Raw genomic sequence first — 13081 nt, forward strand, 5'->3', positions numbered from 1 at the left:
CCAGCGTGCGCCTGATCTCGTCGCCAGCCCTGCGGATCGCAAGGGAACTTTCACGTCATGAGTGATCTCAGGGGGCATTCGCCAAGGCGGTATGTCGTCGATGTCAGTGGCAAGCGCGTGCTGGTCGGGCTGACGCTTGAGGAGACGTCGGAGTTCGAGGACCTCGACTCCTCGCTGCCGGGACTGGCGGACGGAGACGATAAGGGCACGGGCCTGGTGCCGTCAGCGGGTGAGGGACGGTGGCTCGAACTCTATGACAAGCACGACAAGGCCTGGATCAAGTGGAAAGCCGACCTGAGAGCCGGGTATGAGGGCAATTCACCCTTTTTTAACTAAGACCGGGCGATTTTTGACCTGTGCTGCCTGAATGGGCCCGAACCGGATACTGACAGATGTTTCAGCTGTTTTTGCGGTCTCGCGCGCATGACCTGATCAGGTCGCGGCGCGGCGAGGAAGGTTTCAAGGCACGCTCGGCCGAGCGCGATGCCGAGACCGATCGCGCCCGGATCGGATCGATCATGGCCGCGATCGAGGCCGCGTTGCAGGCGGCCGAAAGCGAGCAATCCGGTCTTGGCCGCCGTGTCGATGATGTTCTGGCCCGCGCCGCGGTGACCCTCGGCAACGGCACCGACGAATATCTGGAACGCGAGGCGCTTGACAACTATCATCAAGACCTGTTTGACGCCGAGATCTCCAACGGCCAGCGCCGGCTGAAGGAATTGGCGACCGAGATTGCGCACTTCAAGTTCATGAAGGCCGCGGTCCTGAGCCGCTTTCCGGACTACAAGCCCCCGGCCGCCGGCAACTGACGCCTAGCGGGGCGCAACGCGCAGGCAACTGCGGCTGCCGCGTGTAACGGCGTTTCCCGAAGGTTCGGCGCACGGCGAAAGGCACAGGCAAAACGTGGTGATCGCAGGCAATCTACTCGTCACGGGCTGCGCCGGCTTCATCGGCTTCCATCTGGCGGAGCATCTGCTGCGGGCAGGGCAGCCGGTCATCGGCATCGATAATCTGAACGACTATTACGACCCGGCGCTCAAGCGCGCGCGCCTCGATCTGCTCAAGCAGCACCGCGGCTTCACCTTCGCGGAGTTCGATCTCGCCGACCGCGCCGGCATGAAGGCGCAGTTCGAGCGTTATCGCTTCGAGGTCGTGGTGCATCTCGCCGCGCAGGCCGGCGTGCGCTATTCGCTGCAGAACCCGCACGCCTATGCGGATTCCAATCTGGAGGGCTTCCTCAACGTCCTCGAGGGCTGCCGGCACACCGCGTGCAAACACCTGTTGTTTGCGTCCTCATCGTCGGTCTATGGCGCCAACACCAAGTTGCCGTTTTCGGTCCACGACAATGTCGACCATCCGGTCAGCCTGTACGCTGCGACCAAGAAGGCCAACGAGCTGATCGCCCATTCCTACAGCCATCTCTATCGCGTACCGGCGACCGGGCTGCGGTTTTTCACCGTGTATGGGACGTGGTATCGGCCGGACATGGCGCTCTATGCGTTCGCCGACGCGATCACCAAGGGCAAGCCGATCCAGCTGTTCAACAACGGCAACATGCGGCGCGACTTCACCTATGTCGACGACGTGGTCGAGGCGATGGTGCGGTTGATCGGCCGTGCGCCGGAGGGCGACGTCAACTGGTCGGGAGCGCATCCCGATCCGGGTTCGAGCCGGGCGCCGTGGCGGGTCTACAATATCGGCAACAGCAGGCCGGAAGAACTGATGCATGTGGTGGCGCTGCTCGAGCAGGGCTTCGGGCGGCAGGCCGAAAAGCAGTTGCTGCCGATGCAACCGGGAGATGTACTGGAGACGTCGGCCGATGTCTCCGACCTGGAGCGTGAAATCGGCTTCCGCCCGCAGACGCGGATCGAGGATGGTATTGCCAGGTTTGTCGCCTGGTATCGGGCCTATCACGAGGTCGATCGGACCTAGGCGCCGCGAGAATCGTCGTCGCGTGTCAACTCGTGGTCAGAGCTTGATCTTCGCGCAAACGCGATCCGCGTTTGTCGCGACGGAAAACGCTTCGCACTTTTCCGGATCATGCTTTAGTGCGCTCCTTGCAAGTCCGGGCTCGAGAAAAAAACCTGGTTCAGCTTGGAACGGAGTGTGGCAATGCGAGTTATCTCGGGTTTTGCGGTCGCTTCAGCCGTGATCATGATCACCAGCGCGACGGTTCCGGCGCATGCGATCGACGTGCAGGTGGCGCGCGCCTGCGATGCTTTGGTGGCGAAGGCATTTCCGCCGCTGCAGCCCGGCAATCCCGCTTCCGGTAGCGCGAGGGGCGGTGCGAAAGCCCAGCGGGGCTATTTCAACAAGTGCGTCGCCAATGGTGGCAAGATGGACGACGATACGCCTCCTAAATCGAAATAGCGCGCGATCGCGACGCGCGCGGCGAATTAGCGATGCTTATGGCGAATCTTCGCTGTCCGCTGCTGTTCGTGGCGACTGTGCAAGCGCGTGTGAGTGAAGCGACAAGCGCGCGAAAGGCGTTCGCTCCCTCTGTTCAAACCGGACGCCTCGGTCCCGCTCATTTGAATTAGAATAGCGTTAGCGCGGTTGGGGCCGGCGGAGGCGAAATCGCGCTTGGTCCGATGTCCAGCGTTGAATTCATTTCGCAAGGTTGCTCGAGCGCTTCAGGACACCGTCAGCCGCTTCAATATTCGCAACCGGTCGAAACACTCTGCGATCCTTGATGGACATGCAGCAGCAGATTTTGCGTCTAGGGAGCAGCTTGGTGGAATATCTTGTGTGCACCTGAACGGGTCCTTGACGTGCGATCGCGGTAACACGGCGACATTGTGATAGCCGAACAATGCGCGTTCAGCATGGCACGACACGGCAGCCATCAATGATCACCAAGCAATATCATGCGCTTGGTAGAGCTTCTGCCCCGCATTGAGCTGCGTTGTCCAGCCGCGCGCCTTATCGCTGCCGCTGCCAACTCATCGGTACGACACATCAAAGGCCGCCGATCGAGCGCTTCGCGATCAGGTTGTGGAACCTGATTGAGAAAATTTAGCTCGGAGCGGTGTTGGTCGCAAACCTGCCCCATTAACCGCCTTCCATGTGCGCGGAATAACCCTGTCATCGAAACTTCAATCACATCGCTCATACCCTTAACCGCAGAGCGAGGGCGCGCCATGAAGCAGCACAAAGTTCAACATTTGCATCAGCCGATCGAAGAGGCGTTGCTCGCGACCAATCAATCGCTGCGCAACGAAGTCGTTGCGCTGATGCTTGATATCGCTGAGTTACGTGAAATCCAGGAACGCCCGGGCTCGTCGCGTTCGTTCGGCATGTCTCGTGAGCAGAACACCCCGCGCGTCGCGCTGCGCCGGGTTCACAGCTGAAGTTCGTCAGCCTATTTCTCACCGGCAAAATATGCGGCCACATCCTCGCCAATCCGGCGAGCATGCTGGCGCGCCTGCAGCTGCGGACAATTCAATTCTAAATTGAAGAATGCGCCGGCCCGATGCTCGTTCAGGCGAGCTGGCGGACGTTGTTGCGGACAATCGCGGTCGTGAGGGTTGGGGCGGTCAGTGTTCCTGCGGCACGGACTTGTGCGCCCCGACATCGGACAGACGCTCGCGCAGGATCCAATTCTGCAAGACCAGTTCGACCGCGGTATGCCGGAGCTCGCAATTCTCTGCGACGAGGCGTTCCAGGATGTCGGCCGCCTCGCTGGACGCGGGTTGGTTCCCCTCGAAGACCTTGAGACGCGCCATGGTGTCGATCCTCGCAAAAAGAATGTTGATCAGAGACTGGCTCTGACAAGCGTCAGCGCAGAATGGTTCGTGGATTATCGGGCGGACGTGGTTCCGCCTGATGGCCTTGGGCGGGAAAGCGCTTAATTGATAATTCGTGGATCGAGTTATGAGCGTTAGATCTCGTGAAAATAATCCTCAAATATGTTGAAACCCTCATGACACCTAACGTCCTAGTAACTACTGCTGGGCGTGTACGCCCGCAAGCGGTCGGACGCGAAAGTCGCGGGATTAATTTGTTAGAAATTTGTGAAAGTTGCGCTTGACCGATGAGGCGATTATCGCGGCGGGGCATGGCGCACTCACAATCTGTCGAGAGACCGATTGAATATTCTCATTTGAGAATGCAAACAGTGCGCCAGTTATCCAGATCAAACTCTCATACACAGAAAGTCGTATAACTTTTTTTATCGGGCCCTTTCAGCGGAGGAATATTCCCCGTATATTCCGGTAAATACCTTGCAGCTTCGGCGTTTCTTCGCACTATGTGTTGCTGCCGACCGGCAAGTTCGAGGCTCCCGAAAGGCCCCCGGGAAACCCTCAATTTGAATTTCCTGTTGCATTTACATAGCTTATAGGCCATGCGATGATTGCTAATCTAGGGGGCAATGAGATGACCAATGAGGCGTCATTCTACTGAGGAGATCAGTTCCAAGGTCAAACAGGCCGAGGAACTCATGGCGCGGGGGCAGTCCCAGGCCCAAGCGTGCAAGGTGCTGGGCGTTAGCGTGATGACATTTCATCGCTGGCGCAAGCAGGAGGCCGCACGTGGCCACCAGGCGAATGGTACTGTTACCGAATTCGCCTCTCGCACCGATGATCGAGATGGGATCCCCCCTGTCCATAACCGTATTGATGAATTACGGCTGGAAAATGAACGGCTGCGCCGGATCGTGACCGACTTGTTGCTCGAGAAAATGAAGATCGAGGAGAAGCTTGCGCTCAGGTCCAGCGGCGGGAGCGGCTTGCCCCGCCGTGGCGAAGCCCAAAGCTGACCTAACCTATCCGTTAGTGGATGCGTGGAGGCCTGGGAGCCAGCAGCAGCTGGTCGCTCAGATGTGCCTTCTCCGACCTTGCGCGCAGCTCTTCGAAGATCGGACGCAGTCTGGCCTGTGCAAGGTCCAGGCCTCTGACGATGTCCTGATTCGGCGTGTCGGCCGGGAAGCGGGCCGCGCGCAGCTTGGTCTCGATCGCCTTGACCAGCACCTCGACGTCGTCGCGGTGCTGGCCTGCGACGAGCTCGGCGCCCATCAGGCGGATGAGATGGAGGAGGGCCACCAGCGCGGCCTCGGTTTCGCCAGCCGATGAACTCATGCGCGCTCTCTATCCGATATCCGCAGCAGGTCTTGCGAGCTCACGACTCGCCTGATAATACACATATGAATTGTTAACACGAATGTTAATTCTCGATGACCGACCTTTCGGACGCTCGATTGGCGAAGGTACCGGTTAACTTCGGCGCCTTCTCGTTCGCTTTCGCCTCTCTCGAGGTGTTTGCCGTCGCCTTCGAGATGATAATCGTCGTGCTGTCCAGCATCGTTGGCGGCGCGGCCTATCACCTCTTTTACTACCACACGGTTTATAGCAACAGCTTCGAGGGTTTTCTAGGGATCGGGGTCCTCGCCGCCATCCTTCACATGTTCGTGGCGAAGTCGCAGGGCCTCTACAATGCGCAGGTGCTGGCCGGTCTCGACCGGCGCTGGAGCAGTCTGCTCGGCGGATGGCTGCTGGTCGTTCTGCTGATGACCTTGATCATCTTCCTTTTGAAGGTGGGTTCCGGCGTCTCGCGCGGATCGGTGATGTCATTTGGCCTGATCGGCGGCCTCGGGCTGGTTACCGGACGGATGCTGCTGCAGGCGCCGCTGCAACGCGCGATCGACCGCGGCATGCTGGCCACGCGCCGCGCGGTCGTGGTCGGGATGGCGGACGAATTGTCCCGGGTGCGGCAAGCGAGCCTGCTGAGCGATTTCGGCCTCAGCGAGGTGCGACGGGTCCAGCTCTCCGGATCGTCCGACGACGCCGGCGACCGGGCCGCCGTCGCGTCAGCCATTCGTGCAGCCCGCGAGTGCGGCGCCGACGAGATCATCCTGGCCATGCCCTGGCAGCAAGAGCCGCGCATCCAGTTCGTGTGCGATCAGCTGCGGGCATCGCCGCTGCCGGTGCGGCTGCTGCCGGACCGGACCGCGGAACGGTTCCTGGCGCTGCGGATGGTCGCGACCGGTCCGATCCCGACGCTGGAAATGCAGCGCTCGCCGCTTACCTCGCTCGAGCGCGCCGGCAAGCGGCTGTTCGACATCGTGGCATCCAGCGGCCTCCTGGTGCTGTTCGCGCCGCTGCTGATCGGGACGGCGATTGCGATCAAGCTCGACTCCAGGGGGCCGGTCCTGTTCCGGCAGCGCCGCAATGGCTTCGACGGCGAGCAATTCACCATCCTCAAATTCCGTTCGATGCACGTGCTCGAGGATGGCGATGTCATCACGCAGGCCCGCCCGAACGATCCGCGGCTGACCGGAATCGGCGCGACGCTGCGCCGCCGCAGCATCGACGAGCTGCCGCAGCTGGTGAACGTGTTGCGCGGCGACATGTCGCTGGTCGGGCCGCGGCCGCACGCGCTGGCGCATGACGACAAATATTCGAAGCTGATCGCGAGCTATGCGCAGCGCCAGCACGTCAAGCCCGGCATCACTGGTCTCGCGCAGGTGCAGGGGCTGCGCGGCGCGACGCCGGCGATCGAGGACATGCAGCTGCGCGTGGCGCACGACCTCATCTATATCAAGAGCTGGAGCTTCGTGCTCGACCTGCGCATCCTGCTTCGCACGGTCGGCGCGGTGCTGCGTCACAAGGGTATCTGACGGCTGGGCATCCGGCTCCAGGCGCGCCTTTACTCCGGAATGCTCTGGTTGGCGTCCTTGAATTCCGCCTCGATGATGCGCCGGTTGGCGTCGCCAGCCACGCGATAGGCCTGCCCGATCGCTCCCTTCAACTCCGGCGCGCGGGTGAGGATCAGGCGGATCTGCCGCTGCAGCAGATCGACCAATTCGACATCGCGCGTGGTGTCGACCTGCGCCAGCAGGATCAGGCGCGGCGCGATCAGGTCGCTGCGGTTGAAGCCGGTGTAGTAGGACATCTTCAGCGCCTTCGACGCGGTCGGGTTCAGCCAATCGAACCGTCCCGTTGCCGAGGCGAGGCCGAACCAGGCGCCGGCGTCCATCGGCGAGAGGCGAAGCGAGCGCGTGAACGCGGCTTCGGCCGCCTCCGGCGACGTCTGCAATTCGCTCCAGCCGTCGCGCAGCCACAGCTCGCCTCGGACCATGCCGACCTCTGCGGCGATCGCCGGTTTGCCGCGCAATGCATCGGCGGCAAGCCACCAGGCCGACAAGGCCAGCGTCGCCGCGCCGATCGCGGCGGCGGCGGGCACGAAGGCAGGCGATAGGCGCCTCGCATTCCGGCCGATCGCGTCAGCCATCGTGTTAGCTATCGTGTCAGCCATGGCGCGCGGCCCGGTTGCCGGTCATCAGCAGGGTTCGCCGTGCTCCCTCGAGCTTGACGCAGGTCAGGCGGCCGGTCGCATAGGCGCCGGTGTCGACATTGATGCGGTTGCGCAGCAGCTCGGCCTCATGCACCGGCGTATGGCCGTGGACCACGACCTTGCCGAAATCATCTTCCGACATCAGGAAGTCGTCGCGGATCCAGAGCAGATCCTCCTTGCGCTGCTGGTTGAGCGCGACGCCGGGCCTGACGCCGGCATGGACGAAGAAGTAGCGTTTGTGCACATAACAGAGCGGCAGCGAGCGCAGGAAGGCGAGATGAGCCGGCGGCATCTCGCGGATCAACTGCCGGGCGAGCGCCCTTCGTTCGGAGGCGTCGGGATTGGGCGAGGGCGTCAATCCGTAGGACATTAGCGTTTGCAAGCCGCCGAACTGCCGCCATTGCGCGAGCATGTCGGGATTGACGAGAAACTCCAGCAGGCAGGCCTCGTGATTGCCGAGCAGGCAGACCATGCTGCGGGTGCGGCGGCGTTGATCGAGCATGGCGATGACATCGCGCGAATCCGGTCCGCGATCGATATAGTCGCCGAGGAACACCTGGATCGGTCGCGCCGGCCGGAACCGACCGATGTCGGCATCGATGCGGGCGCAGATCTCGTGCAACAGGTCGGCGTGGCCGTGGATATCACCGACGGCGTAGATGCAGGTCTCGTCGCCCTCATGTTCGCGATCGCCGGTTTGGCCGACAAGACGCTGGAGGAAGCTGCGCATCTGGCGCCTAGCCCGCCTGCAACCGTGAACGGCTGATCCGCTGTGCCAGTCCTGTTCCGATCACGGCTCCCAACACGATCACTCCGGGCAGCGCCGGCAATTCCGGCAAGGTGAAGCTGGCAAGCAGCAGCGTCAGCAGGACGGCTGCGGCCGATGCAGGGTAGGACCAGTCGCGGCCGCGGTTGCGCGCGCCGGCCGTGAACGCTGCGATGCCGACGATGATAGCCGCGACTAAAGTCCAGAACATGGCGGAACCGAACTGGGCGATCAAGGCCGCCGCGCTGGTCGCAACCACCGGCCGCGTGGTGGCGCCCTGCCAGTCCATATACGTCGACGCCAGCATTGCCGTGGTGCCGGCGCCGCTGCCGAGCGCGGGCAGGTCGGCGAGCAGATTGTGGGTCGATTGCACGAACTCGGACGGTGCGTGAACAAAGGCGACCGCAAGCGGCACGTCGGGATGACGGTTGGCGATCGCCGTCGCCAGGGCGATCAGCGCGATCGCTGCCGCAGCAGCAGCGCTGCTCCAGCGGTGCAGATGAAGTTTCCGCGCGGCGAAGGTCATCAGGACAAGGGCGATGCCCGCGGCAAGTGCGATCGCGGCGCCGCGCCCTCCGTACCAGCAGGCGCTGGCGGCGCAGAACAGCGCGCCGGCGGCGAGTAGCCAGCGCAGCCGCGTCAATTGGGCTGCGGTGCGGCCGTCAGCGTGTCCGCCGACGTCGAGCGCGCGCGCAAGGCCGAGCGGAACGCCAACGAGAACCACGACCAGGAATCCGTTTGCCGTCTCATCGCGCGCATTGCCAAGCCAGACTTTGACCGGATCGCTTGATAGCAGCAGGATCAGGGCCGCGACGGCCGCCGTTGCTGCAATGGTGCGGGCCACCACATCGGCGCGGCGGGCGTCGATCGCGATCGCGGCGGCGGTGATCATGACTGACGTGAGTGACAGCCAGATCAGCAGCGCGCCGAGGCTTGCGCCGGTGTCGATCGTGATGCTGCCGCTGAGCTGTGCTCCCAGTGTTTCGCCGGCGAACTTCCACACCGGATGTGCCAAGGAAGCCAGTGGCAGCATCTGCAGGATGATCCAGAGCATCGGCAGAAGCGCCGCCGCAACAGCAGGACCGGCGACCGACTTCAGGAACGACAGCTCACCTGGACGGATCGCCACGAGGCTTGCGAGCAGCCCGAGCGACGTCGCCGCGCCGACGGGACCCGTTGCGAGCGATGCGTCGATGAGACCCAGCGGAATCGACGCCCCGATCAAGATGCAGATGAAAGCCGTGACGTTCCACACGAGAGGGGGAGGTCCTGCGGAGGATGAGACGCAAGACAGCGGGATGCCCCGGGCTTGCCGCGAGGTCAACGGAAATCGGCCACGCCAAAGGGGGCAGTGTTATGCCCTGCTATTGCGAACGGCGCAGGGCGAGACGTGGCGTCGAGCTGCGAGACCAGAACAGCGGCGCGAAGGTGCTTGCCAGATAACCGACTTGCAGCGCTACGATCGCGGTAATCATGAGCAGCGCGGTTTCCGACCACGACAGGCGCGCGACTCCGATGGCGGCCAGCAGCGAGAGCTCCGCGAGCACCACCGGCGCCAGCACCAGACAGTGCTGGCGCAGCCCGAGAACGGTGCCGCCGATCAAATTGCCAAGGAAAACAAATAACATAACCAAACCCTGCGTCCGCATGGTAGCGGGCCGGGCCTAAGCCGGGGTTAACCCGTACGCTGCAAGCCGGCCGGCGCGGCGCCGGTCGAATGGCCAGTAGTTTTGTTAGTCGATTAACATTCAGAACGGGCGCAGATCGCCGTAACTATAGGCGGCCCAATAGTCGCGTCCGCCATATGGTCCATAGGCGCCGTAGAGCGGCGCGCAGGAGTAGCGATCGGGACAGCCGTGCCAGCAAACCCGTTTCCACTGGCAGACGTCGCCATGACAATATTGCAGCCGCTGACAGTTGCCGCCGACCCGTTGCACGGCGCGCGGCGCAGGGGAAGCGCTTAGTTCTGCGGCAAAAACCGAGCTGCCAACAGAACCGCCCAGCAGCAAGGCGACCATTCCCAACGCGATCGCCAGTAGCTTCATGCGGGCCATCGAACCCTCAATCGGTTAACTCAAACCATCTCATTCACAGATAACGGGAACATCCGACGAAATCAAAGCCGGAGTGACGGCGCGCCGGGCTTTGTCTCACGGCGGTGCGCCGGTGTCGCCGAATTACCTCACCTCGCTAACATTATTTATCAATTGCATCGCAATATATCGTGGAACCTTGTGATTGTGATAGTCGGCGTGTTACGGCACGGCCGGAGTATTTAAATGTCGCGTGCGGTTTTCCTTCGGATAATGTTATTGCTTGCGGCCGCCTGTTGGGTCAGCGGTTGCCACTACATGCCGACCAACGGTCCGACGAGCTCCGATGTCGTGGCCGGGCAGCGCGATCCCGAAAGCCTGCCCTATGCGATGGTCAAGATCACACCGCAGATCGAGAACGTGCTGGCGTCATTCGCGCCGCAACTTGCCGGCGGCATCCAGGGCCCGCCGCCGAAGGATATCCGTTTCGGCATCGGCGACGTCGTCAGCGTCACGATCTTCGAGGCCGCCGCCGGCGGTCTGTTCATTCCGGTCGAGGCCGGCGTGCGCCCCGGCAACTACATCACGCTGCCGAACCAGAACGTCGATACCGACGGCAACATCTCGGTGCCCTATGCCGGCGCGATCCGCGCCAAGAGCCGCACGCCGACCGAAGTGCAGCGCTCGATCGTCGATGCGTTGAAGAACCGCGCGATCGAGCCGCAGGCCGTGGTCGCCCTGATCGAGCAGCGCACCTCGCTGATCTCCGTGCTCGGCGAGGTCAATTCGCCGAACCGCTTCCCCGCCAACGCCGCGGGTGAGCACGTGCTCGATGCCATCACGCGCGCCGGCGGCCCGAAAGGGCAGGGTTTTGACACATGGGTCATGCTCGAGCGCGACGGCAAGCGTACTACGGTGCCGTTCGGCCAGCTGGTCTACGAGCCCAAGAGCAATATCTATGCCCACCCCGGCGACACCATTTATGTCTACCGCGAGCCGCAGACCTTCGTCGCCTTCGGCGCCTCGGGCGCGCAGGGCCAGTTCAATTTCGAGGCCTGGCGCATCTCGCTCGCCGAAGCGGTCGCCAAAGCGGGCGGCCTGAACGACTCCTCGGCCGATCCGGCCTCGGTGTTCGTCTATCGCGGCGAACTGCCGGAAGTGGCCGCGAAGCTTGGCGTCGACGTCAGCAAATATTCAGGGCCGATCATCCCGGTCGTCTACAACATCAATTTCCGCGATCCGGCCGGCTATTTTCTGGCCACGCGTTTCCAGTTGCGCAACAAGGACGTGCTCTATGCGTCGAACGCGGCATCCGTCGAGGACGCCAAGGTGATGCAGCAGATCCGCCTCGTGACCGCAACGGTGAACGATCCGATCGTGGCCGCCTACAACGCAACCTTACTTCGTAATTCGATCAAGCTTGCGCCCTGATATTGGGGCGTGAGCCGGCACGGCCGGCTTCATGACACGTTTGCGACTAGCTTCCGGCTCGGGCGAGGCGACGGCATTGCCGTGGCCGGTGCGCTGGTCGTCGTGGCTGTTCTGCGCCGTCGTCGCCTTAGCGCCGCTGCCGCTCGGCTCGGTCGGCACAGTTGCGCCCGCGATCTGGTCGATCCTGCTCGGGATTGCACTGCTCGGGGTGTTGCCGATGCGCCTGCGCGGCAGTCAGCTCATGATCCTCGCCGTGACTGCGCTATTGACGGCGCTTGCCATGCTGGTGCTGCACGAGCAGTCGGCGCTCCGCCCCTGGTCAGGTGTGGCGCCGAACGCGTTGTGGGCACAGGCCGGCAAATTGCTGCCTGCCGAGTTGCCGCCGGCCGTGTCGATCGCGCGCGGTCAGCCGTTCTATTCGATCGGCGTCGGAATCGTTTGCCTGCTCAGCTTCGCCATCGGCGTCATGCTCGGTGCCAACCGCGGACTGGCGCGCGGGTTGTTGCGGGCGGTGGCCGCGGCGGGCCTGGTCTATGCGATCTGCGGCATCATCACCTTCGCGATCGATCCCACCCGGATCTACCTGCTGCACGAGAAGCAGGCGCACCTGGCGTGGCTGACATCTCCCTTCGTCAATCGCAACACTGCCGGCATCTATTATGGTTGCTGTGCGCTGATCTGGCTGTTGTTCGGCTGCGAGCTGATCGAGCGGCATTGGCCGTCGCGCCGCGCCAGCCTGTCACGGCTGCTCGCGCGTCTCGATATGCCGGCGCGGCACCGGCTCGCCGGCCATGCGTTCGGCTGGCTCACCTGCCTGCTGGCGATGTTTCTGACCGGCTCGCGCGGCGGCGTCGGGATCTCGCTGCTCGCTGCGGTCGCAGCCGCCGCGATCTTCTTTCGCAACCGGGTGCCGCGCCGCTACGGCATGATCGTGGCACTCGGCGTCGGCAGCCTGGTCGCGCTGGCACTGCTGCAGCTTCTCGGCGGCGGTGTCGGCGCGCGCTTCAGCACGATGGGCCTCTCGGACGAGGGACGGTTCTCGACCTATCGCGCAACGTTGCGGATGATCTGGGATCACCCGTGGCTCGGCGATGGTTTCGGGACCTTCGAATGGGTCTATCCGGCCTATCGCACCGACGACATCTCGCTGCGCGGGACCTGGAACCGGGCGCACAACAGCTGGCTCGAACTGGCGTCCGACGGCGGAATGTTAATGGCCGGCGCCGCCATGATCGCGCTGCTCGCAGCGTTCGGCGTGCTCGCGCATGGCGTGCGGACCCGTCGCCGCGACATGATCGTGCCGCTCGCGGCGCTCTGCGCGTCGGCCGCCGGCGCGCTCCATTCGATGATCGATTTCTCGCTCCAGATCACCGGCTATGCCGTTGTAATCGCGGCCCTGCTCGGGGCAGGCCTGTCGCAATCCTTCCGCTCCGGCGGGGGCGGCTCCGATGGCGGCTCCGATCGTGACGCCGGTGTTACGGTCGGGCGGCCGGTTAACGCTGATTTGGCACGCCGAAGCGGGGGCGCCGCCGGCGAGGCTATTTAATTGGCGCGATAA

The 13081-nt window shown here is 63.2% G+C and carries 16 protein-coding genes; 9 read left to right on the forward strand and 7 right to left on the reverse strand.

Going from position 1 to position 13081, the window contains the following annotated elements; all coding sequences use genetic code 11:
* Positions 1 to 57 precede the first annotated feature (57 nt).
* The 5 genes from IF803_RS00345 (at position 58) to IF803_RS00365 (ending at position 3350) form a co-directional block, all read left to right on the forward strand.
* Positions 58 to 336 (forward strand): hypothetical protein, encoded by a 279-nt coding sequence (locus IF803_RS00345; protein WP_461190896.1) that lies wholly within the window; start codon positions 58 to 60, stop codon positions 334 to 336.
* Positions 337 to 392: 56 nt separating this feature from the next.
* On the forward strand, positions 393 to 809 hold the full coding sequence (locus tag IF803_RS00350; RefSeq protein WP_038387967.1) for a hypothetical protein: 417 nt from the start codon (positions 393 to 395) through the stop codon (positions 807 to 809).
* 94 nt (positions 810 to 903) lie between these two features.
* A complete protein-coding gene (locus IF803_RS00355) occupies positions 904 to 1932 on the forward strand; it encodes an NAD-dependent epimerase (protein WP_461190897.1) in 1029 nt (342 codons plus the stop codon).
* Between the two features lie 180 nt (positions 1933 to 2112).
* Positions 2113 to 2370 carry a hypothetical protein gene (locus tag IF803_RS00360; RefSeq protein ID WP_461190898.1) on the forward strand — a complete coding sequence of 86 codons (258 nt, stop codon included), beginning with the start codon at positions 2113 to 2115 and terminating at the stop codon, positions 2368 to 2370.
* Between the two features lie 770 nt (positions 2371 to 3140).
* A complete protein-coding gene (locus IF803_RS00365; RefSeq protein WP_016841790.1) occupies positions 3141 to 3350 on the forward strand; it encodes a hypothetical protein in 210 nt (69 codons plus the stop codon).
* Positions 3351 to 3536: 186 nt separating this feature from the next.
* Here the strand turns inward: IF803_RS00365 and IF803_RS00370 are convergent, their stop codons facing one another.
* The gene (locus IF803_RS00370; protein WP_038387966.1) at positions 3537 to 3725 is read right to left on the reverse strand and encodes a hypothetical protein; all 189 of its coding nucleotides are present in this window, start codon (positions 3723 to 3725) and stop codon (positions 3537 to 3539) included.
* Positions 3726 to 4384: 659 nt separating this feature from the next.
* On the opposite strand from IF803_RS00370, the gene IF803_RS00375 reads away from it, so the two are divergent.
* Positions 4385 to 4759: a transposase gene (locus tag IF803_RS00375; protein ID WP_461190899.1), complete on the forward strand. Its 375-nt coding sequence runs from the start codon at positions 4385 to 4387 to the stop codon at positions 4757 to 4759.
* 13 nt (positions 4760 to 4772) lie between these two features.
* On the opposite strand, the gene IF803_RS00380 is transcribed toward IF803_RS00375, so the two are convergent.
* Positions 4773 to 5078: a hypothetical protein gene (locus IF803_RS00380; RefSeq protein ID WP_461190900.1), complete on the reverse strand. Its 306-nt coding sequence runs from the start codon at positions 5076 to 5078 to the stop codon at positions 4773 to 4775.
* 119 nt (positions 5079 to 5197) lie between these two features.
* On the opposite strand from IF803_RS00380, the gene IF803_RS00385 reads away from it, so the two are divergent.
* Positions 5198 to 6616: an undecaprenyl-phosphate glucose phosphotransferase gene (locus IF803_RS00385; RefSeq protein WP_461190901.1), complete on the forward strand. Its 1419-nt coding sequence runs from the start codon at positions 5198 to 5200 to the stop codon at positions 6614 to 6616.
* A 29-nt stretch (positions 6617 to 6645) separates the two neighbouring features.
* Here IF803_RS00385 and IF803_RS00390 read toward each other — a convergent pair whose 3' ends face one another.
* From IF803_RS00390 to IF803_RS00410, 5 genes are all read right to left on the reverse strand, one after another.
* Positions 6646 to 7230: a hypothetical protein gene (locus IF803_RS00390; protein ID WP_028345318.1), complete on the reverse strand. Its 585-nt coding sequence runs from the start codon at positions 7228 to 7230 to the stop codon at positions 6646 to 6648.
* A 16-nt stretch (positions 7231 to 7246) separates the two neighbouring features.
* Positions 7247 to 8023, reverse strand: coding sequence for a metallophosphoesterase family protein (locus IF803_RS00395; RefSeq protein ID WP_028345317.1), 777 nt, complete (start codon positions 8021 to 8023; stop codon positions 7247 to 7249).
* A gap of 7 nt (positions 8024 to 8030) precedes the next feature.
* Positions 8031 to 9314, reverse strand: coding sequence for a hypothetical protein (locus tag IF803_RS00400; protein ID WP_028345316.1), 1284 nt, complete (start codon positions 9312 to 9314; stop codon positions 8031 to 8033).
* Between the two features lie 109 nt (positions 9315 to 9423).
* Positions 9424 to 9708 (reverse strand): hypothetical protein, encoded by a 285-nt coding sequence (locus tag IF803_RS00405; RefSeq protein ID WP_304499420.1) that lies wholly within the window; start codon positions 9706 to 9708, stop codon positions 9424 to 9426.
* 99 nt (positions 9709 to 9807) lie between these two features.
* Entirely contained in the window at positions 9808 to 10113 is a 306-nt protein-coding gene (locus tag IF803_RS00410; protein WP_304499421.1) for a hypothetical protein, read from the reverse strand.
* A gap of 297 nt (positions 10114 to 10410) precedes the next feature.
* Here IF803_RS00410 and IF803_RS00415 point away from each other — a divergent pair, with 297 nt between their 5' ends.
* Together IF803_RS00415 and IF803_RS00420 are read left to right on the forward strand one after the other, a co-directional pair.
* The gene (locus IF803_RS00415) at positions 10411 to 11523 is read left to right on the forward strand and encodes a polysaccharide biosynthesis/export family protein (RefSeq protein WP_018270685.1); all 1113 of its coding nucleotides are present in this window, start codon (positions 10411 to 10413) and stop codon (positions 11521 to 11523) included.
* Between the two features lie 31 nt (positions 11524 to 11554).
* Positions 11555 to 13069 (forward strand): O-antigen ligase family protein, encoded by a 1515-nt coding sequence (locus IF803_RS00420; RefSeq protein ID WP_304499423.1) that lies wholly within the window; start codon positions 11555 to 11557, stop codon positions 13067 to 13069.
* The last annotated feature ends 12 nt before the right edge of the window (positions 13070 to 13081 follow it).

The sequence above is a fragment of the Bradyrhizobium sp. UFLA06-06 genome (assembly GCF_054820065.1).

Excerpts from the sequence above, each read along its gene's own strand:
- IF803_RS00345 (WP_461190896.1), top strand. The coding sequence starts at position 58 with ATGAGTGATCTCAGGGGGCATTCGCCAAGGCGGTATGTCGTCGATGTC.
- IF803_RS00350 (WP_038387967.1), top strand. The coding sequence starts at position 393 with ATGTTTCAGCTGTTTTTGCGGTCTCGCGCGCATGACCTGATCAGGTCG.
- IF803_RS00360 (WP_461190898.1), top strand. The coding sequence starts at position 2,113 with ATGCGAGTTATCTCGGGTTTTGCGGTCGCTTCAGCCGTGATCATGATC.
- IF803_RS00365 (WP_016841790.1), top strand. The coding sequence starts at position 3,141 with ATGAAGCAGCACAAAGTTCAACATTTGCATCAGCCGATCGAAGAGGCG.
- IF803_RS00370 (WP_038387966.1), bottom strand. The coding sequence starts at position 3,725 with ATGGCGCGTCTCAAGGTCTTCGAGGGGAACCAACCCGCGTCCAGCGAG.
- IF803_RS00375 (WP_461190899.1), top strand. The coding sequence starts at position 4,385 with ATGAGGCGTCATTCTACTGAGGAGATCAGTTCCAAGGTCAAACAGGCC.
- IF803_RS00380 (WP_461190900.1), bottom strand. The coding sequence starts at position 5,078 with ATGAGTTCATCGGCTGGCGAAACCGAGGCCGCGCTGGTGGCCCTCCTC.
- IF803_RS00390 (WP_028345318.1), bottom strand. The coding sequence starts at position 7,230 with ATGGCTGACGCGATCGGCCGGAATGCGAGGCGCCTATCGCCTGCCTTC.
- IF803_RS00395 (WP_028345317.1), bottom strand. The coding sequence starts at position 8,023 with ATGCGCAGCTTCCTCCAGCGTCTTGTCGGCCAAACCGGCGATCGCGAA.
- IF803_RS00405 (WP_304499420.1), bottom strand. The coding sequence starts at position 9,708 with ATGCGGACGCAGGGTTTGGTTATGTTATTTGTTTTCCTTGGCAATTTG.
- IF803_RS00410 (WP_304499421.1), bottom strand. The coding sequence starts at position 10,113 with ATGGCCCGCATGAAGCTACTGGCGATCGCGTTGGGAATGGTCGCCTTG.
- IF803_RS00415 (WP_018270685.1), top strand. The coding sequence starts at position 10,411 with ATGCCGACCAACGGTCCGACGAGCTCCGATGTCGTGGCCGGGCAGCGC.
- IF803_RS00420 (WP_304499423.1), top strand. The coding sequence starts at position 11,555 with ATGACACGTTTGCGACTAGCTTCCGGCTCGGGCGAGGCGACGGCATTG.